This is a genomic window from Oryzophilus luti (assembly GCF_059726245.1).
This window is the reverse complement of sequence record NZ_AP040874.1, coordinates 3,466,129-3,480,000: the sequence shown is the minus strand read 5'-3', so window position 1 is coordinate 3,480,000 and position 13,872 is coordinate 3,466,129. Positions and strand designations below refer to the sequence as shown.

General features: G+C 61.4%; 11 protein-coding genes and 1 rRNA gene (1 of these 12 only partly in view). 5 read left to right on the top strand and 7 right to left on the bottom strand.

Going from position 1 to position 13,872, the window contains the following annotated elements:
- The 6 genes from AC6IZO_RS14840 to AC6IZO_RS14815 form a co-directional block, all read right to left on the bottom strand.
- Window positions 1–734 (bottom strand): 16S ribosomal RNA (locus AC6IZO_RS14840) (it extends 765 nt beyond the left edge of the window).
- A gap of 1,151 nt (window positions 735–1,885) precedes the next feature.
- Complete coding sequence (locus AC6IZO_RS14835; RefSeq protein WP_497805995.1) at window positions 1,886–3,976, bottom strand: tetratricopeptide repeat protein; 2,091 nt, start codon at window positions 3,974–3,976, stop codon at window positions 1,886–1,888.
- A gap of 246 nt (window positions 3,977–4,222) precedes the next feature.
- On the bottom strand, window positions 4,223–5,659 hold the full coding sequence (gene purF / locus AC6IZO_RS14830; RefSeq protein ID WP_497805993.1) for an amidophosphoribosyltransferase: 1,437 nt from the start codon (window positions 5,657–5,659) through the stop codon (window positions 4,223–4,225).
- 148 nt (window positions 5,660–5,807) lie between these two features.
- Window positions 5,808–8,120 (bottom strand): phosphoribosylformylglycinamidine synthase subunit PurL, encoded by a 2,313-nt coding sequence (gene purL, locus AC6IZO_RS14825; protein WP_497805991.1) that lies wholly within the window; start codon window positions 8,118–8,120, stop codon window positions 5,808–5,810.
- A 710-nt stretch (window positions 8,121–8,830) separates the two neighbouring features.
- Window positions 8,831–9,430 carry a hypothetical protein gene (locus tag AC6IZO_RS14820; protein ID WP_497805989.1) on the bottom strand — a complete coding sequence of 200 codons (600 nt, stop codon included), beginning with the start codon at window positions 9,428–9,430 and terminating at the stop codon, window positions 8,831–8,833.
- 30 nt (window positions 9,431–9,460) lie between these two features.
- Window positions 9,461–9,892 carry a DUF488 domain-containing protein gene (locus AC6IZO_RS14815; protein ID WP_497805987.1) on the bottom strand — a complete coding sequence of 144 codons (432 nt, stop codon included), beginning with the start codon at window positions 9,890–9,892 and terminating at the stop codon, window positions 9,461–9,463.
- 71 nt (window positions 9,893–9,963) lie between these two features.
- Here AC6IZO_RS14815 and AC6IZO_RS14810 point away from each other — a divergent pair, with 71 nt between their 5' ends.
- Window positions 9,964–10,362 carry a c-type cytochrome gene (locus tag AC6IZO_RS14810; RefSeq protein WP_497805985.1) on the top strand — a complete coding sequence of 133 codons (399 nt, stop codon included), beginning with the start codon at window positions 9,964–9,966 and terminating at the stop codon, window positions 10,360–10,362.
- 141 nt (window positions 10,363–10,503) lie between these two features.
- On the opposite strand, the gene AC6IZO_RS14805 is transcribed toward AC6IZO_RS14810, so the two are convergent.
- The gene (locus AC6IZO_RS14805; RefSeq protein WP_497805983.1) at window positions 10,504–10,938 is read right to left on the bottom strand and encodes a bacteriohemerythrin; all 435 of its coding nucleotides are present in this window, start codon (window positions 10,936–10,938) and stop codon (window positions 10,504–10,506) included.
- A 201-nt stretch (window positions 10,939–11,139) separates the two neighbouring features.
- Here AC6IZO_RS14805 and lipA point away from each other — a divergent pair, with 201 nt between their 5' ends.
- From lipA to AC6IZO_RS14785, 4 genes are all read left to right on the top strand, one after another.
- On the top strand, window positions 11,140–12,063 hold the full coding sequence (gene lipA / locus AC6IZO_RS14800; RefSeq protein ID WP_497805981.1) for a lipoyl synthase: 924 nt from the start codon (window positions 11,140–11,142) through the stop codon (window positions 12,061–12,063).
- Window positions 12,064–12,155: 92 nt separating this feature from the next.
- Window positions 12,156–12,512: a hypothetical protein gene (locus tag AC6IZO_RS14795; protein WP_497805979.1), complete on the top strand. Its 357-nt coding sequence runs from the start codon at window positions 12,156–12,158 to the stop codon at window positions 12,510–12,512.
- Between the two features lie 158 nt (window positions 12,513–12,670).
- Window positions 12,671–13,147 carry a hypothetical protein gene (locus AC6IZO_RS14790; protein ID WP_497805977.1) on the top strand — a complete coding sequence of 159 codons (477 nt, stop codon included), beginning with the start codon at window positions 12,671–12,673 and terminating at the stop codon, window positions 13,145–13,147.
- A complete protein-coding gene (locus AC6IZO_RS14785; protein WP_497805975.1) occupies window positions 13,144–13,872 on the top strand; it encodes a 4Fe-4S dicluster domain-containing protein in 729 nt (242 codons plus the stop codon). Before AC6IZO_RS14790 ends, AC6IZO_RS14785 begins: the two co-directional genes overlap by 4 nt.

Sequence of the window (13,872 nt, the reverse complement as noted above, 5' to 3'; positions counted from 1 at the left end):
CTCCCCTAGCTTTCGCGCCTCAGCGTCAGTAGTGGTCCAGTGAGCCGCTTTCGCCACAGGTGTTCCTCCTGATATCTACGCATTTCACCGCTACACCAGGAATTCCACTCACCTCTCCCACACTCAAGCACGGCAGTTCCTCCCGCAAGCTCCGAGTTGAGCCCGGAGATTTCACGAGAGACTTACCGCACCGCCTACGCGCCCTTTACGCCCAATAATTCCGAACAACGCTTGCACCCTCTGTATTACCGCGGCTGCTGGCACAGAGTTAGCCGGTGCTTCTTCTTCCGGTACCGTCATAATCGTCCCGATCGAAAGGAGTTTACATCCCAAGGGACTTCATCCTCCACGCGGCGTTGCTGCATCAGGGTTTCCCCCATTGTGCAAAATTCCCCACTGCTGCCTCCCGTAGGAGTCTGGACCGTGTTTCAGTTCCAGTGTGTCCGTGCGCCCTCTCAGGCCGGATACTGATCGTCGCCTTGGTAGGCCATTACCCTACCAACTAGCTAATCAGCCGCGACCCCCTCCTCAAGCGCATTACTGCTTTGACCTCTCGGTGTTATGCGGTATTAGCCTCGGTTTCCCGAAGTTATTCCCCACTCGAGGGTAGGTAGTCACGTGTTACTCACCCGTACGCCACTTTACTCATGGATTGCTCCACTTTCTCGTGCGACTTGCATGTGTTAGGCACGCCGCCAGCGTTGATTCTGAGCCAGGATCAAACTCTCGTTTGAAACCTGTTGTCTCGCGACGGAGTCAGCGAGACCGTTCGTCGATGAATCTATTCGACAAACCTTTACCTTGTGAGAATCGCTCAAGCTTTAATCTCAAGCGTTCATCACGACTGGCACGTTCAACCTGTTGTCAAAGATCCGATCGCGTTTCCCCGCACTGGGCGGCGCTCTCGGCAACCGTCGAGCGATTTCATTCGCATCGACCGTCCTCGAACTTACTCAGTATAGCGCGTTTTGTTTCGCTTGTCAAGTCCCTTCCGCTTATTTTTCGTCGCCTCTCTCGGCTGACGTTGCAGTGGGTTGACGTTTGCGATTGTGCTCAACACTCGGAATCGAGTGGAGCGCGCGCATACTCATGCTCTCTTCTCGTGCACGATTTCAACGCGCACAGAGACGCGAGAGCATTCAGAACTTGATAAAAGATCTCAATAAGGTTTTCTGCGATTACCGCTGAAACCTTTCAGGAAGCATCGTTCCTGAACTTGCCCGTGGCCGGGCCCTTCGCAGCTTTTGGCTTACTTCATTCGGCGCGCCATTCGCGCCTCGCTACTGCCGTCTCGCTGACAGAACTTACTGTATCAGAGTGTCGCGCCTTGCGCAACCCCTCAGCGAGCTTTTCTTCACAATCTTTTGAAATATCTGGTCGCGATCTCGCGACAGCGCCCTTGGCGCTCCAAAGCGTGCTTCATCTTTATATCAGCCTTTGCTGTTCGATGCAAGCCCCGTTTGAAGATTTTCTCAATCGGTGAAGATCTGAACCTGAGCGACTTTCGCCGTTCAGTCCAGAGCCATAACTTTTGAAATAACCGCTCGCGGGCTCCATCTGCCTCGCGATAGCGCCTCTAGCGCTCTAAGCGTGCTTCACTGTTGTAACAGGACCAGGGGGTGTATGCAAATCTGGACTGTGTAAAACATGTTTAATACAATGAAAACAAATGAGATAAATCTTATCTCCGTATTGCAGGTTTGGCCCCTCGCTTGCTACGTTTTTCACAGATCTCGAGCGTTATACACAGCTTTTCCTCTACAGGGAGGCTTCTCATCTCCCGCTTCCTGGCCTCCGCGGGTACTCCCGAAGCACCTGCAAGCCGTCCTGAAAACACAGAAGGCGCCCCCGCAGGAGCGCCTTCTGGAGTTCAATTGACTGCCGATTACTTCGCGGCGTTGCCTTCCTTTGCCAGTTTCACGCGGGCGGATTCCAGTTTCTTCTGCACCTTTGCCATTGCCTCTTCGTCCAGCTCGGCCGGAATCGTCTTCTTCCACTCCTCCACGGAGCGCTGCCACTGTGTTACAGCCTGCTTCAGGCGTCCTGTCTTCTGGTACAGGTCTCCCAGGTGCTCATGCACGGTCGGATCGCTCTCGCTGTGCTCAAGGGCTTTGCGCAGGCTCTCCTCCGCCAGCTCATGCCGCCCCATCTTGAAGTACGCCCATCCCAACGAATCCAGATAGGCATAGTTCTGCGGCTCCAGCGCCACGGCCCGCTTTATATATCCCAGTGCCTCTTCCAAGCGCGTGCCGCGGTCCGCCAACATATATCCCAGATAGTTCAGCGCGCTCGCGTTCCGCGGGTCTTCACTCAGTACTTTCTTGAATGCCTCTTCCGCCTGCTCGTACTTCTTCTGGCGCTCGAAGATTGCGCCAGCCAGGAAATACGCATAGCCACGTTCTTCCGGCTTGGAGGCCAGCGTCTCGGCCTTGGCGATAGCTTCTTCCGCGTCCTTCCAACGCTTCAGCCGCTGATACATCTGCGCCAGCGTCAACTGCACCTGCTGATCGTTTGCCGTCTCGCCGTTCAGCATGGCCTTCACGCGCGCCAGTGCCTGCTCGGACTGCCCGCTGTCGGATTCCTGCGACGCCAGCATCATCTGCAGGTCGCGATTGTCCGGATTCTTTTCCACCGCCTCGCGGGCCGCATCGGTGGCCTTCGTCCACTGGCGGGCGTCGCGGTAGGTCTCCACAATCTGCGTATAACCCCGCAGTGAAGCCTCTTTGCCCAGCGGCAGCATCTTGCGGAAGGCTTCCACGGCCTTGTCCGTCTTGTTCTGGTCGCGGTAGATGGTGCCCAGCCGCTCGTAGAAGATGGAGCGATTGCCGCGTTCAGCGGTGTCGTCCGGCGCGTTGCCCGTGTGGGTGTTGCGGCTGAGCAATTTGTTCAGCAGCGCAATCGCATCGTCGTAGCGCCCCATCGTCTGGTACACCAGCGCTTCCGTGTACGGAATTTCCTCCGAATCCGGCAGTGCAACCTCGGCCTTCTTCAGGTATTCGAGCGCCTTTTCGTTGTGCCCGTCGCGGCGGTAGATCTCCGCGATACGTTGCAGGCTCGCCGCGTCCTGCGGATCGGCCTCCACAATCGTCTTGTACTGCTCCAGCGCGGCCTCCGGCTGGTTGTCATTCAAAAGGTTCTGCGCCAGCCCGCGCACGGCGTCCAGGTTGTCGCGGTCCTGCTCCACCGCATTGCGGAAGGCCGTTACCGCGTTCTTGTAATCCTTCTTCTGCTCGTAGGTAGCGCCCAGTGAAGCCCATACGCGCGCCGTGCGCATCTTCTCCGGCACGGCTTCCAGCACGTTCAGTGCCCGCTGCGTGTCGCCTTCCTCGCTGTAGAGCAGCGCCAAGGTGGTCACCGCGTCTTCCGAGCCAGGCTGCGACTTCACCGCCGTCTTGAACTCATCCTCGGCCTTGGCAAATTCGTTATTCAGCCGGTACAACCGTCCCAGCAGCAGATGGTCCTCGTTGCTCGCCGGGTCCAGCTTCACAATTTCCTCGTACTGCTCAATGGCCAGCTTCAGCAGATTCTTCGACTGCGCCCCGCCCTGCGTGTCTCCCAGCGAGCGCAGGTAGATGCGGCCCAGCAGCCGGCGCGCGTCCAGGTTCTTCGGATCGCGCTTTATGATGTCCTGCGCCTCGGTCACGGCATCGCGAATGCGCCCGGTCTTGGCGTAGATTTCCGCCAGCGTGGAGCTGAGGTAGGCGGAGTCCGGGTCGGCCTCCACGGCCTTGCGGTACTCTTCCACCGCCTTGTTGGCGTACTCCATGTTGCCGCTCTCGGCCACCATCTCTTCGTACATGTGCCCAAGCTGGAAGTGGTAATAGGCCTGCGTGCGGTCGGGTGCGGGCTTGCTTGCTGGCGCGCTCTTCTGCGCAGCGTCCTGCGCCGGTGCCGCCGGTGCGTTCTTATCCTGTGCGCAGCCCATCACGGATGCTGCCGCCAAAATTGCAATCGAAATGCCGTTGAAAATCTTCATGTAGGCCAGCCGTACCTCGGAAATCCATCCCCGAGCGAAAGTTGCACGTAATTCTACGGCAACAGGACTCCGCCCGGTCTTGAAAGCACCCACCGCTTGCTTCCGTATGTCTATTTAGACGCTCCCGCCGTTCTTTGGGAGCACGAAATCACCCGTTCGGCAGGCTCCATACCCCGCCCGACATTCCTTGCCCAAAGGCAAAGGCCGCGCTCCATGCGCGGCCTCGCCCGTAACTTCAATCCCTGCTTACACCACCGGCACAGGCTGCGCCGGACGTATCTGGTGCAGGTCGGTGTGCTCGGTCGGATACTTGCCCGTGTAGCAACTGGTGCAATAGCGCGTGGTCTCCATGTCGTCCTGGCAGGCGTGCCGCAGACCATCAAGTGACAGGAACGCCAGCGAATCGGCGCCGATAAATTCGCGGATCTCCTCCACGCTCTTGGTGGCGGCAATCAACTGCCGGCGCTCGGGCGTATCCACACCGTAGTAGCACGGAGCCGTCGTCGGCGGGCAGGAGATGCGCACGTGTATCTCCTTGGCCCCGGCGTCGCGCACCATGCGCACAATTTTCTTCGAGGTTGTCCCGCGCACGATCGAGTCGTCCAGCAGCACCACGCGCTTGCCCTCGATCAACTGCCGCACCGGGTTCAGCTTCAGCTTCACACCAAAATCGCGCACCTTCTGTGACGGCTCAATGAACGTGCGCCCCACGTAGTGGTTGCGCACCAGCCCGAATTGCAGAGGGATGCCGCTCTCCAGCGAGTAGCCAAGCGCGGCGGTCACGCCTGAATCCGGCACTGGAATCACCACGTCGGCCGGAACGTTGCTCTCGCGCGCCAGTTGCCGTCCCATGAATTCGCGGCTCTGCTGCACGCTCAGGCCAAACACCAGGCTGTCCGGACGCGAGAAGTACACGTGCTCGAAGATGCAGTGCGCCAGCGGCAGTTGCGGCGCGTAGAAGCGCGAATGCACGCCCTCCGGCCCCACCACTACCATCTCGCCCGGTTTCACGTCGCGGTCGTAGACGGCACCGATCAGGTCGAAGGCGCAGGTCTCACTGGCAAACACAATGCTGTCGGAATTTCCGTTGCCGCCGGGAATGTGTCCCATGGCCAGCGGACGGAAGCCGCGCGGATCGCGGGCGGCAAAGATGTGGCTGGCCGTCACCAGCACGAGCGAATACGCGCCTTCCAGCCGCCGCAGCGAGTCCGTGATGGCGTCCGCCAGCGTGAGCTCGTGTGACTGTGCTATCAGATGCAGAACAACTTCGGTGTCGCTTGTGGTCTGGAAGATGCTGCCGGCGCGCTCGAACTTGCCGCGCAGTTCGGCGGCATTCACCAGGTTGCCGTTGTGCGCCACCGCAATGCGTCCCTTGTTGCAGTCCACCAGGATCGGCTGCGCGTTCAGCAGCGCCGAGTCTCCGGCGGTGGAGTACCGCGTGTGCCCGATGGCCTTTGTGCCCGGCACGCGCGCCAGCGTCGTCTCGTTGAAGATATCGGCCACCAGCCCCATCTGCCGGTAGACCGTGACCGTCTCGCCGTCGGCGGCCGCAATGCCCGCAGACTCCTGCCCGCGATGCTGCAATGCGTGCAGTCCCAGGTAGCAGAGCTTGGAGGCCTCGCTGTGCCCGTACACGGCAACTACGCCGCACTCGTCTTTGAATTTGTCAGAACCGCTGAACATCTTCTCTCCGATAAAACTTACACAGGCCTCTGTGCAACGCATAAGCGCGGCCATGGCGCTTATGCTTATCTCTGCTTGCAACACGCCCAACCGCTGGCTTAGCCGTCGGACACTCTTTTACCCGTCGCAGGCGTCGAACAGGCGTTCTCTACCGCGCGCCCACTTCCACGTCCGACTTCAGCGCGCCTTCCAGCGCCCCGGCCCACGCCTCGCGCAGTTCACCAATCTTCGCCGACACCGATGTTTCGCCGTCGATCTTGATGGTGAACTGGCCCGAGGTCACTTTCCCGATCTGCTGCGCGTGGATGCCGTGCTTGCCCGCAACTTCCTGGATGCGCGCCAGCTTCGCCGCGTCACAACTCACCACCACGCGCGAGGCATCTTCGCCAAACAACACGCATTCCGGCATGAGCGCCGCGGAGATCAATTCCACCTCCGCGCCCAGTCCCTTGCGGAAGCCCATCTCGGCCAGCGTTACGGCGATGCCACCTTCGGCAGCGTCCTTCGCCGAGGTCGTCAGCTTCTCCGCTGCCAGTTCCACCAGCACCTGCTGCAGCGCTTTTTCCTTTTCCAGATTCAGGTACGGCGGACGTCCCCACAGCTTGCCCAGCACCTGCTGCGCGTACTCCGTGCTGCCGAACTCAATCTCTTCTTCGCGTTCGTGCTCGTGCTGTCCCGGAGTCAGCAGCACCACAGCTTCGCCAGCGGCGGTAAAGCTGTCGCCCACCACCTTGGCCACGTCGTCCACAATGCCGACAATGCCCAGCACCGGCGTGGGGAAGATGCCTTCGCCGAGCGTCTCGTTATAGAAGCTGACGTTGCCGCCCGTAATCGGCGTCTCCAGCACCGTGCAGGCCTCGCTGATGCCGTCGATGACCTCGGTGAACTGGCCCATGATCGGCGCCTTCTCCGGGTTGCCAAAGTTCAGGCAGTTGGTGGCCGCCACCGGACGCGCGCCCGTGCAGGCCACGTTGCGCGCAGCCTCCGCCACCGCGTGCTGTGCGCCCAGCTTCGGGTCCAGATAGCACCAGCGGCCGTTGCCGTCTGTGGCCATGGCCAGCCCGCGCTGCGTGCCCTTGATGCGGATGACGCCGGCTTCGCCGCCGCCCGGCCCCTGCATCGTGTTGGTCTGCACCATGCTGTCGTACTGCTCAAACACCCAACGCTTGTCGCAGATGTTCGGCGAGGCCAGCAGGGTCTTCAACTCGTCGGTGTAATTGGTCTTCATGCCGAAGACGATTTCTGCGGGAGCTTCTTTCGGCATCGGGCTGAGCCACTTTTCAATCGGACGATGGTAGAGCGGCGCGTCGTCGGTCAGCGCCTCGTTCGGAATCTCCGCCATGATCACGCCGTGCTGCTTCACCCGCATCTTGTTCTCGGGGATGACCACGCCAATCGTGGCGGCATCAAGCCCCCACTTGCGGAAGACCTTGTAGACTTCCTCTTCGCGTCCGGCCTCGGCCACCAGCAGCATGCGCTCCTGGCTCTCGCTCAGCATGATCTCGTAAGCGCTCATGCCGGTCTCGCGCTGCGGCACCCGGTCGAGTTCGATCTCCAGGCCCACGCCGCCACGTCCACCCATCTCACAGGTGGAGCAGGTCAGGCCCGCGGCACCCATGTCCTGAATGCCCACGACCGCGCCGGTCTGCATCGCTTCCAGACAGGCCTCCAGCAGCAGCTTCTCCATGAATGGGTCGCCCACCTGCACGTTCGGGCGCTTTGCCTCGCTGCCTTCGCTGAACTCTTCGCTGGCCATGGTGGCGCCGTGGATGCCGTCGCGCCCGGTCTTGGAGCCAACATAAATTACCGGGTTACCCGCGCCGGCAGCCTTGGCGTAGAAAATTTCGTCCTTCTTCACCAGTCCGAGGGCAAAGGCGTTCACCAGCGGATTGCCGTTATAGCAGCTTTCAAACTTGGTCTCGCCACCCACGTTCGGCACGCCAAAGCAGTTGCCGTAGCTGGCCACGCCACCCACCACACCCTCCACAATCGCGTGGTTGTGGCGGATGCTCTCGGCGTCCGTGCGGTGAGACTTGCCCTTGGTCACCGGCCCGAAGCGCAGCGAATCCATCACGGCCACCGGCCGTGCGCCCATGGTGAAGATGTCCCGCAGAATGCCGCCCACGCCCGTGGTCGCGCCCTGGAACGGCTCGATGAACGACGGGTGGTTGTGCGACTCGATCTTGAAGGCGCAGGTCCAGCCCTCGCCAATATCAATGATGCCGGCGTTTTCGCCCGGCCCCTGCACCACCAGCTTGCTGCGCGTCGGCAGCCGCTTCAGGTGCACACGCGATGACTTGTACGAGCAGTGCTCGCTCCACATCACGCTGAAGATGCCCAGTTCGGTCAGCGTGGGCGTGCGGCCCAGCCACTTCAGGATGCGTGCGTATTCTTCGTCGTTCAGCCCGTGGTCTTTCAACAATGCGGGCGTGATCTGCGGCTGGTTGTCGTGTGTATTCATGGCGTGCATCTATTTTCTCACGCCTTTTCCACCGCCCCGGCAGAATCTTGCGAACCTGCTTCCGCTCTGGGCCGGAAAGTCCGTCTCTGCTCCGCGCATCACCGCAACTCACTGAATCCGCGCCGCCGGCTGCCCCCAGGACCTTCCTGAGCGTGGCGCAGCAGACAAACCCTCGGGTGCCCCAGGTTCACGCCCCGCTGTTGGGCGTTAACCTGGGACGCGCGTTCCTCGTGCTTCTTTCGTTTGGCCGGGTGCATCAGAGCCTGTCCTGAGCTTCTCGAAGGATTCGCGGAGCTACCCTGGGATGCGAGCTCTCGGCTCCTCGCCCCAACCTGCACGCGAACGGATGATTCGCACCGCGCTCCGAGGCCTTGCCCGTGCGATGGCCACCGGGTAGCCACGGGCTTCAGCCCGTGGTTTCCACGCCCACAAAACACGCCTGCTCCTCGGCGAAGTCTGCGAGGCGAAAGACTTTGCCGCGAAAGGACGGCCGTTCCATCCGCGAGGATCGCTTGTACTGTGTTCGCGCCCGCTTCCGGCGCGTCGCAGACGGAGTTGAGGAGCCTCGCCCTGCTATGAGCTTTTGGCCGCATATTCACCAGCCGCTCATCATCCTGAAACACCTGCGGCGCTAATCTCTCCCTGTACCCCTGAGCAACGTCAGGGAGCCTGGGAGGAGGCAAACCAGCCCACCCTCCTGGGCCGGTCGTTTACCGCAGCGGCCTCCGCTCCGAGTACCTATCCGAGGCACACTCCTCCCACGCATCGTCGGTGAAGAACTGCACCGTGTACCAATCCTTCTCCATGCGATTCGCCGCAATGATCTGGCAAGGAACACCCTTAATTCTTAACGGCGCTTTTGGCGAAGCGTGGCCAACAATCGAATTGGTGGGATCAAAGACAAGGTATGTCACCGTGTAGCCGGAGGGAGCAATGCCCGCCAACTCCCATTCCATATGCCGCATGTCGCCAGATGCAGGCGGGGGCGCGGCGAGCACGCGAGCTTTATAACCTTGGGCACCAAAGACCCAGCGGACCTGCCCCCGAATCACGGTCCCTTCAAACAGCAGTCCCGTTGACACGACCGCAACCAACAAGAGCGTGACAAGCGTTTGCAGGCAGATCCGCCAAAGTCTCCGAGATGCAAACAGTAGCAGGGTAATTACGAAACCAAGCAGGAGCAGGGGCACTACAAGAACGCAGTAGAGAATATCGCCGTCAGGAGATGCCAGAACCAGAGCCAGCGCGACACATGTCACAATACCCAACACAACGGCAGACCACCGCCAGGCAGAAAGCACCGGTTGCATGCGCACCTTCTTTCGCTGATTCTTGCGACCTTACCTTCTTGCCGCCGCGCGTTTGCGGCCCGCGCCGGCCGCCTCTTTGGCCGGACCGGTGGACGCCGGGGGCTTCCGCATTCCTTCCAGCAGCGCCTTCAGCACCACGGCGTGGTTCTGGTCCTCATTTTTCGAGGCAAACAGCAGGGTCGTCTTCTTTTCCGCGCGGGCAATTTCGTAGAGCTTCTCCAGCGCCGACTCGGCCTTGCCATCGCGCAACTCCAGCAGATACTTCTTGCGAAAGCTCTCCCACATGCTTGGGCGCGCGTGGTACCACTTGCGCAGTTCCGTGCTGGGCGCTACTTCCTTCAGCCATGTGTGCAGCCCGAGCACCTCTTTGGTCAGCCCGCGCGGCCACAGCCGGTCCACCAGCACGCGCGCGCCGTCAGTCTTCTCCACCGGCTCATAAGCACGCTTCAACGCAATCTTCATCCCGACACTCCCCGGAGCAGCAGCCTTTCAGCTTCCATCCCACATCCGTTCGGCTAGAATTCTAGTTCAGAATGAACGCCTCGGCCTGTTCCGTCCGTAACCATCGCCCTGCCGTCCGCGCCGCGCTGACCATCGCGCTGGCCATTCTACTTTCTCTTCTGCTCGCGGGGTGCCAGGTCGAGCGCCGCAAGTCTGACGCCGAGCTGGGCCTGACCGAGCAGCAGGCGCGCGGCCGCGCTGTCTACGACGCCAACTGCATACGCTGCCACGAGCCCTACACCCGCTGGGGCACCCACGGGCCGTCGCTCACCGGACTCTATAAGAAGCAGTACCTGCCCAGCGGCATGCCTGCCAACGACGACCGCGTCAGCGACGTGGTGATGATGGGCAAGGCCAAGATGCCGAGCTTCCGCGGCACTATCCGCACCGGGCAGCTCACCGACCTGCTGGCCTATTTGAAGACTTTGTAAATATAAGACGGATTTCTGGTTCTGGAAGGCCGGGATGGCCCCTTCGGCAGTGCCATTCGCTGCACAGCAGACATCGCGGGTGCCGGGCACAGGGCTTTCACCAGGAGAGCCGCCGCGCGAATGGATATTGGCCGTGGCCCGCTAAACCTCTTCCGGCCGAATGTAGATGCGCGGGCGCAGGCCCGGCAGACCGGCTTCCTGGGCACGGTGGTCGAACAGATCGCGGTAGAGTTCGTCTTCCTCTGCCAAGTGGCGGTGCAGCCACTGGCGATACTCGCGCAGCAGGCGCAGCGCGCTCAGCGTCTGGCGCGTGTTCAAGTGAACGGAAACCTCACGCAACAGCCCGGCGGCGTGCGCATGTTGCTCGCGGTGCTCTTCCAGATATTTGAAGCCGATTCCTTCCAGCACGCGTTCTTCGTGCTCAAAATGGCCCAGCGAGAGGCGCAGCAGCTCCACGCCAACCTGTTCAGCCTCCGCCATCGGCGCACCAAGCGCAATCGCGTCGATCAACCGCGCAATCTGGTGGTGAATATTGCGGTGTTCCTCATCAATAATGCGGAGCTCAGACCCCGGCAACTTTCTGGGCTCAGACTCAGACGTCATAACTTCTACACATCCACAAATCAGTATGTTTTCATCGAACTGCTCCAGAATAGCCGAGGCCAAGCAATTTTCGTATCCTGAAAATGCCCTCGACTACACTTCGGTACTCGGCCTTTTTCCATTTCTGGATGCGTCCCGGCTGCCCCGGCGATCATCCTAAGATTTAGGATAGGAATGATGGCTACCAGCGACCTCATACAGATCGACGTTGTGCCCAAGGCTCCCGCGCCCAAACCGCGCTGGCTCCGCGCCAAGGCCCCCATGGGCGAGAACTACCACGACCTGAAGCGCCTGGCCCGCGGGCTGAACCTGCACACCGTCTGCGAGAGTGCGCAGTGCCCCAACATTGGCGAGTGCTGGAACCACAAGACCGCGACCTTCATGTTGCTGGGCAACACCTGCACGCGCCGCTGCGGCTTCTGCGCCGTGCCCAAGGGCAAGCCCGAGCCCATCGACTACGAGGAGCCGATCCGCGTGGCCGAGGCCGTCGAGCGCCTGGGCCTGAAGTTTGCTGTTGTCACCAGCGTCAATCGCGACGATGACAACGTGGGCGGTGCAACCGTCTTTGCCGAAACCATCCGTGAGATCCGCAAGCGCACCCCCGATTGCTCGGTGGAAGTCCTCATTCCCGACTTTCAGGGCCGAGAGGACTGCCTGCGCATCGTGCTCGACGCTCAGCCGAACATCCTGAACCACAACACCGAGACCGTACCGCGGCTTTACCGCGTGGCTCGCAGCGGTGCCCGCTACGAGCGCTCGCTCGAACTGCTGCGCCACGCCAAGGAAATTGACCCCGCAACGGTCACCAAGACCGGCGTGATGGCCGGCATCGGTGAAGAGACCGAGGAGCTGCTTGCGGTCTTCCGCGATCTGGCCGAGCGCAAGGTCGACATCCTGACCGTGGGCCAGTACCTGGCCCCCAGCCGGAACCACCTGCCGGTCAAGCGCATGTACACCCCCGAGGAGTTCGCCTACCTGCGCGACGAGGCCATGAAGATGGGCTTCAAGCACGTGGAGAGCGGCCCGCTGGTGCGCTCCAGCTACCACGCGCATGAGCAGGCGGCCAGCACGCAACGCATCTTTCAACAACCTCGCTAAGAGCGACTGATCACCGCCAATTCCTACTGGCGGGACTGCGAAGCAGAGCGGGGCAGTCAGCGGCGCGTTGCTGGAGTGTTAGGCTGCCTTCCATGGGTTGGCTCATTATCGACGTTTGGATCGAATGGCTGATTCGAGTGCTCGTGCGCTGTTACCGCGAAGTGCGGGCACGCGCCTGGAATAAGCGCGAGGCCCGGGTGGCTTCCGCTCTACCCGCCACAGGCCACACCGCCGGCAGCCAGATTGCGGAGATTCACTACTGGTACGCGGATGGAGACGAGCGCATTACAGACTGCAATCGCAAGCCTTTCATCAGCGAGAGTTCCATGCGCGCCTATGTTGAGCAGTTTTCCAAAGGCAAGACTGTATGGGTACGAGTATCGCCAGTTGACTCGTCTCAATCTCTGCTCTTCGAGAGCGATAATGCGCTTCGACGTTGGAATTGGTGAGTTGCTGGTACTGGCAGAAAAATAGCCGTTCGTTGCGCCATCACCCGCCCCTGTGATGGCCATCATAGTTGCCCGGAACACGATGGGATACAAAGCTCAACCCACGGAACCCATCGTCTGTAAGCGGATGTTAGCCAACGTATTCTCAGGGGTGAGACGTGGCCAACCTGAAGTCGTACGAGCACCTGCTTCGTCTGGCGGCGGCCTTCGCCGTCGGACTCGTGATCTTCGCCGTCGCGCGCTCGCAGTTCGTGCCGCGCACCTTTGGCCAGTACGGACACTACCGCGCCGCCGCCGTCGGCGAGATTGGCGCGCGCCCGGTAAAGTTCGCAGGGCATCAGGCCTGTGAGCAGTGCCACACGGATGTGTTGGAAGTAAAGCGCGCCGGGCCGCATGCCCGCCTGAACTGCGAGGCCTGCCACGGCGCGCAGGCACGCCACGCGGAAGACCCAGCCGCCACGCATCCTCCACTGCCGGACACCACTTCGCTCTGTCCGCGCTGCCATGAAGCGCTGACGGCGCGGCCGAAGAACGTCCCGCAGGTCGCATCCGCCGAGCACGCCAGCGGCGCCGCCTGCAAGACCTGCCATGTGCCGCACAACCCCAAGCTCACGCCCGGGGAGGCCCACCGATGATGGACCGCAGACACTTCATCTTCCTGCTTCCGGCGGCGGCTGCCGCCTGGCAGTACGTGCTGGCTGGCACTCCCGAGGCCGCCCCCAACTACCGCCAGACCGACTACTGGTGGGGCATGCTCATTGACATTGAAAAGTGCATCGGCTGCGGCAACTGCGTGCGCGCCTGCGCCACGGAGAACGACGTGCCCGAGGGCTACTTCCGCACCTGGGTGGAGCGCTACCACGTCTCCGGGTGGCACCTGGAGTCGCCCGAAGTGGATTCGCCCAACGGCGGCAAGGACGGCTTCCCGGCCAACGGCAAAACCGGCGGCAAGAACTTCTTTGTGCCCAAAATGTGCAACCACTGCGCCGACTCCCCCTGCACGCAGGTGTGCCCCGTGGGCGCAACCTTTGAGAGCCGCGACGGAGTGGTGCTGGTGGATGAAACCTACTGTCTCGGCTGCCGCTACTGCATACAGGCCTGCCCCTACGGATGCCGCTTCCTGCATCCCACGAAGCACACCGCCGAGAAGTGCTCGCTCTGCTACCACCGCATTGTGAAGGGGCTGACCACCGCCTGTTGCGAGAGCTGCCCCACTGGCGCGCGCCAGCTTGTGGACCTGAAGAATCCGGACGATCCGGGCGTTGCCTTCCTGCGCACGCACAACGTGCAGGTGCTGAAGCCGCACCTGGCCACCGGCGCAAAGGCCTTTTACAACGGGCTGGACGGCTCGGTGCGGTAG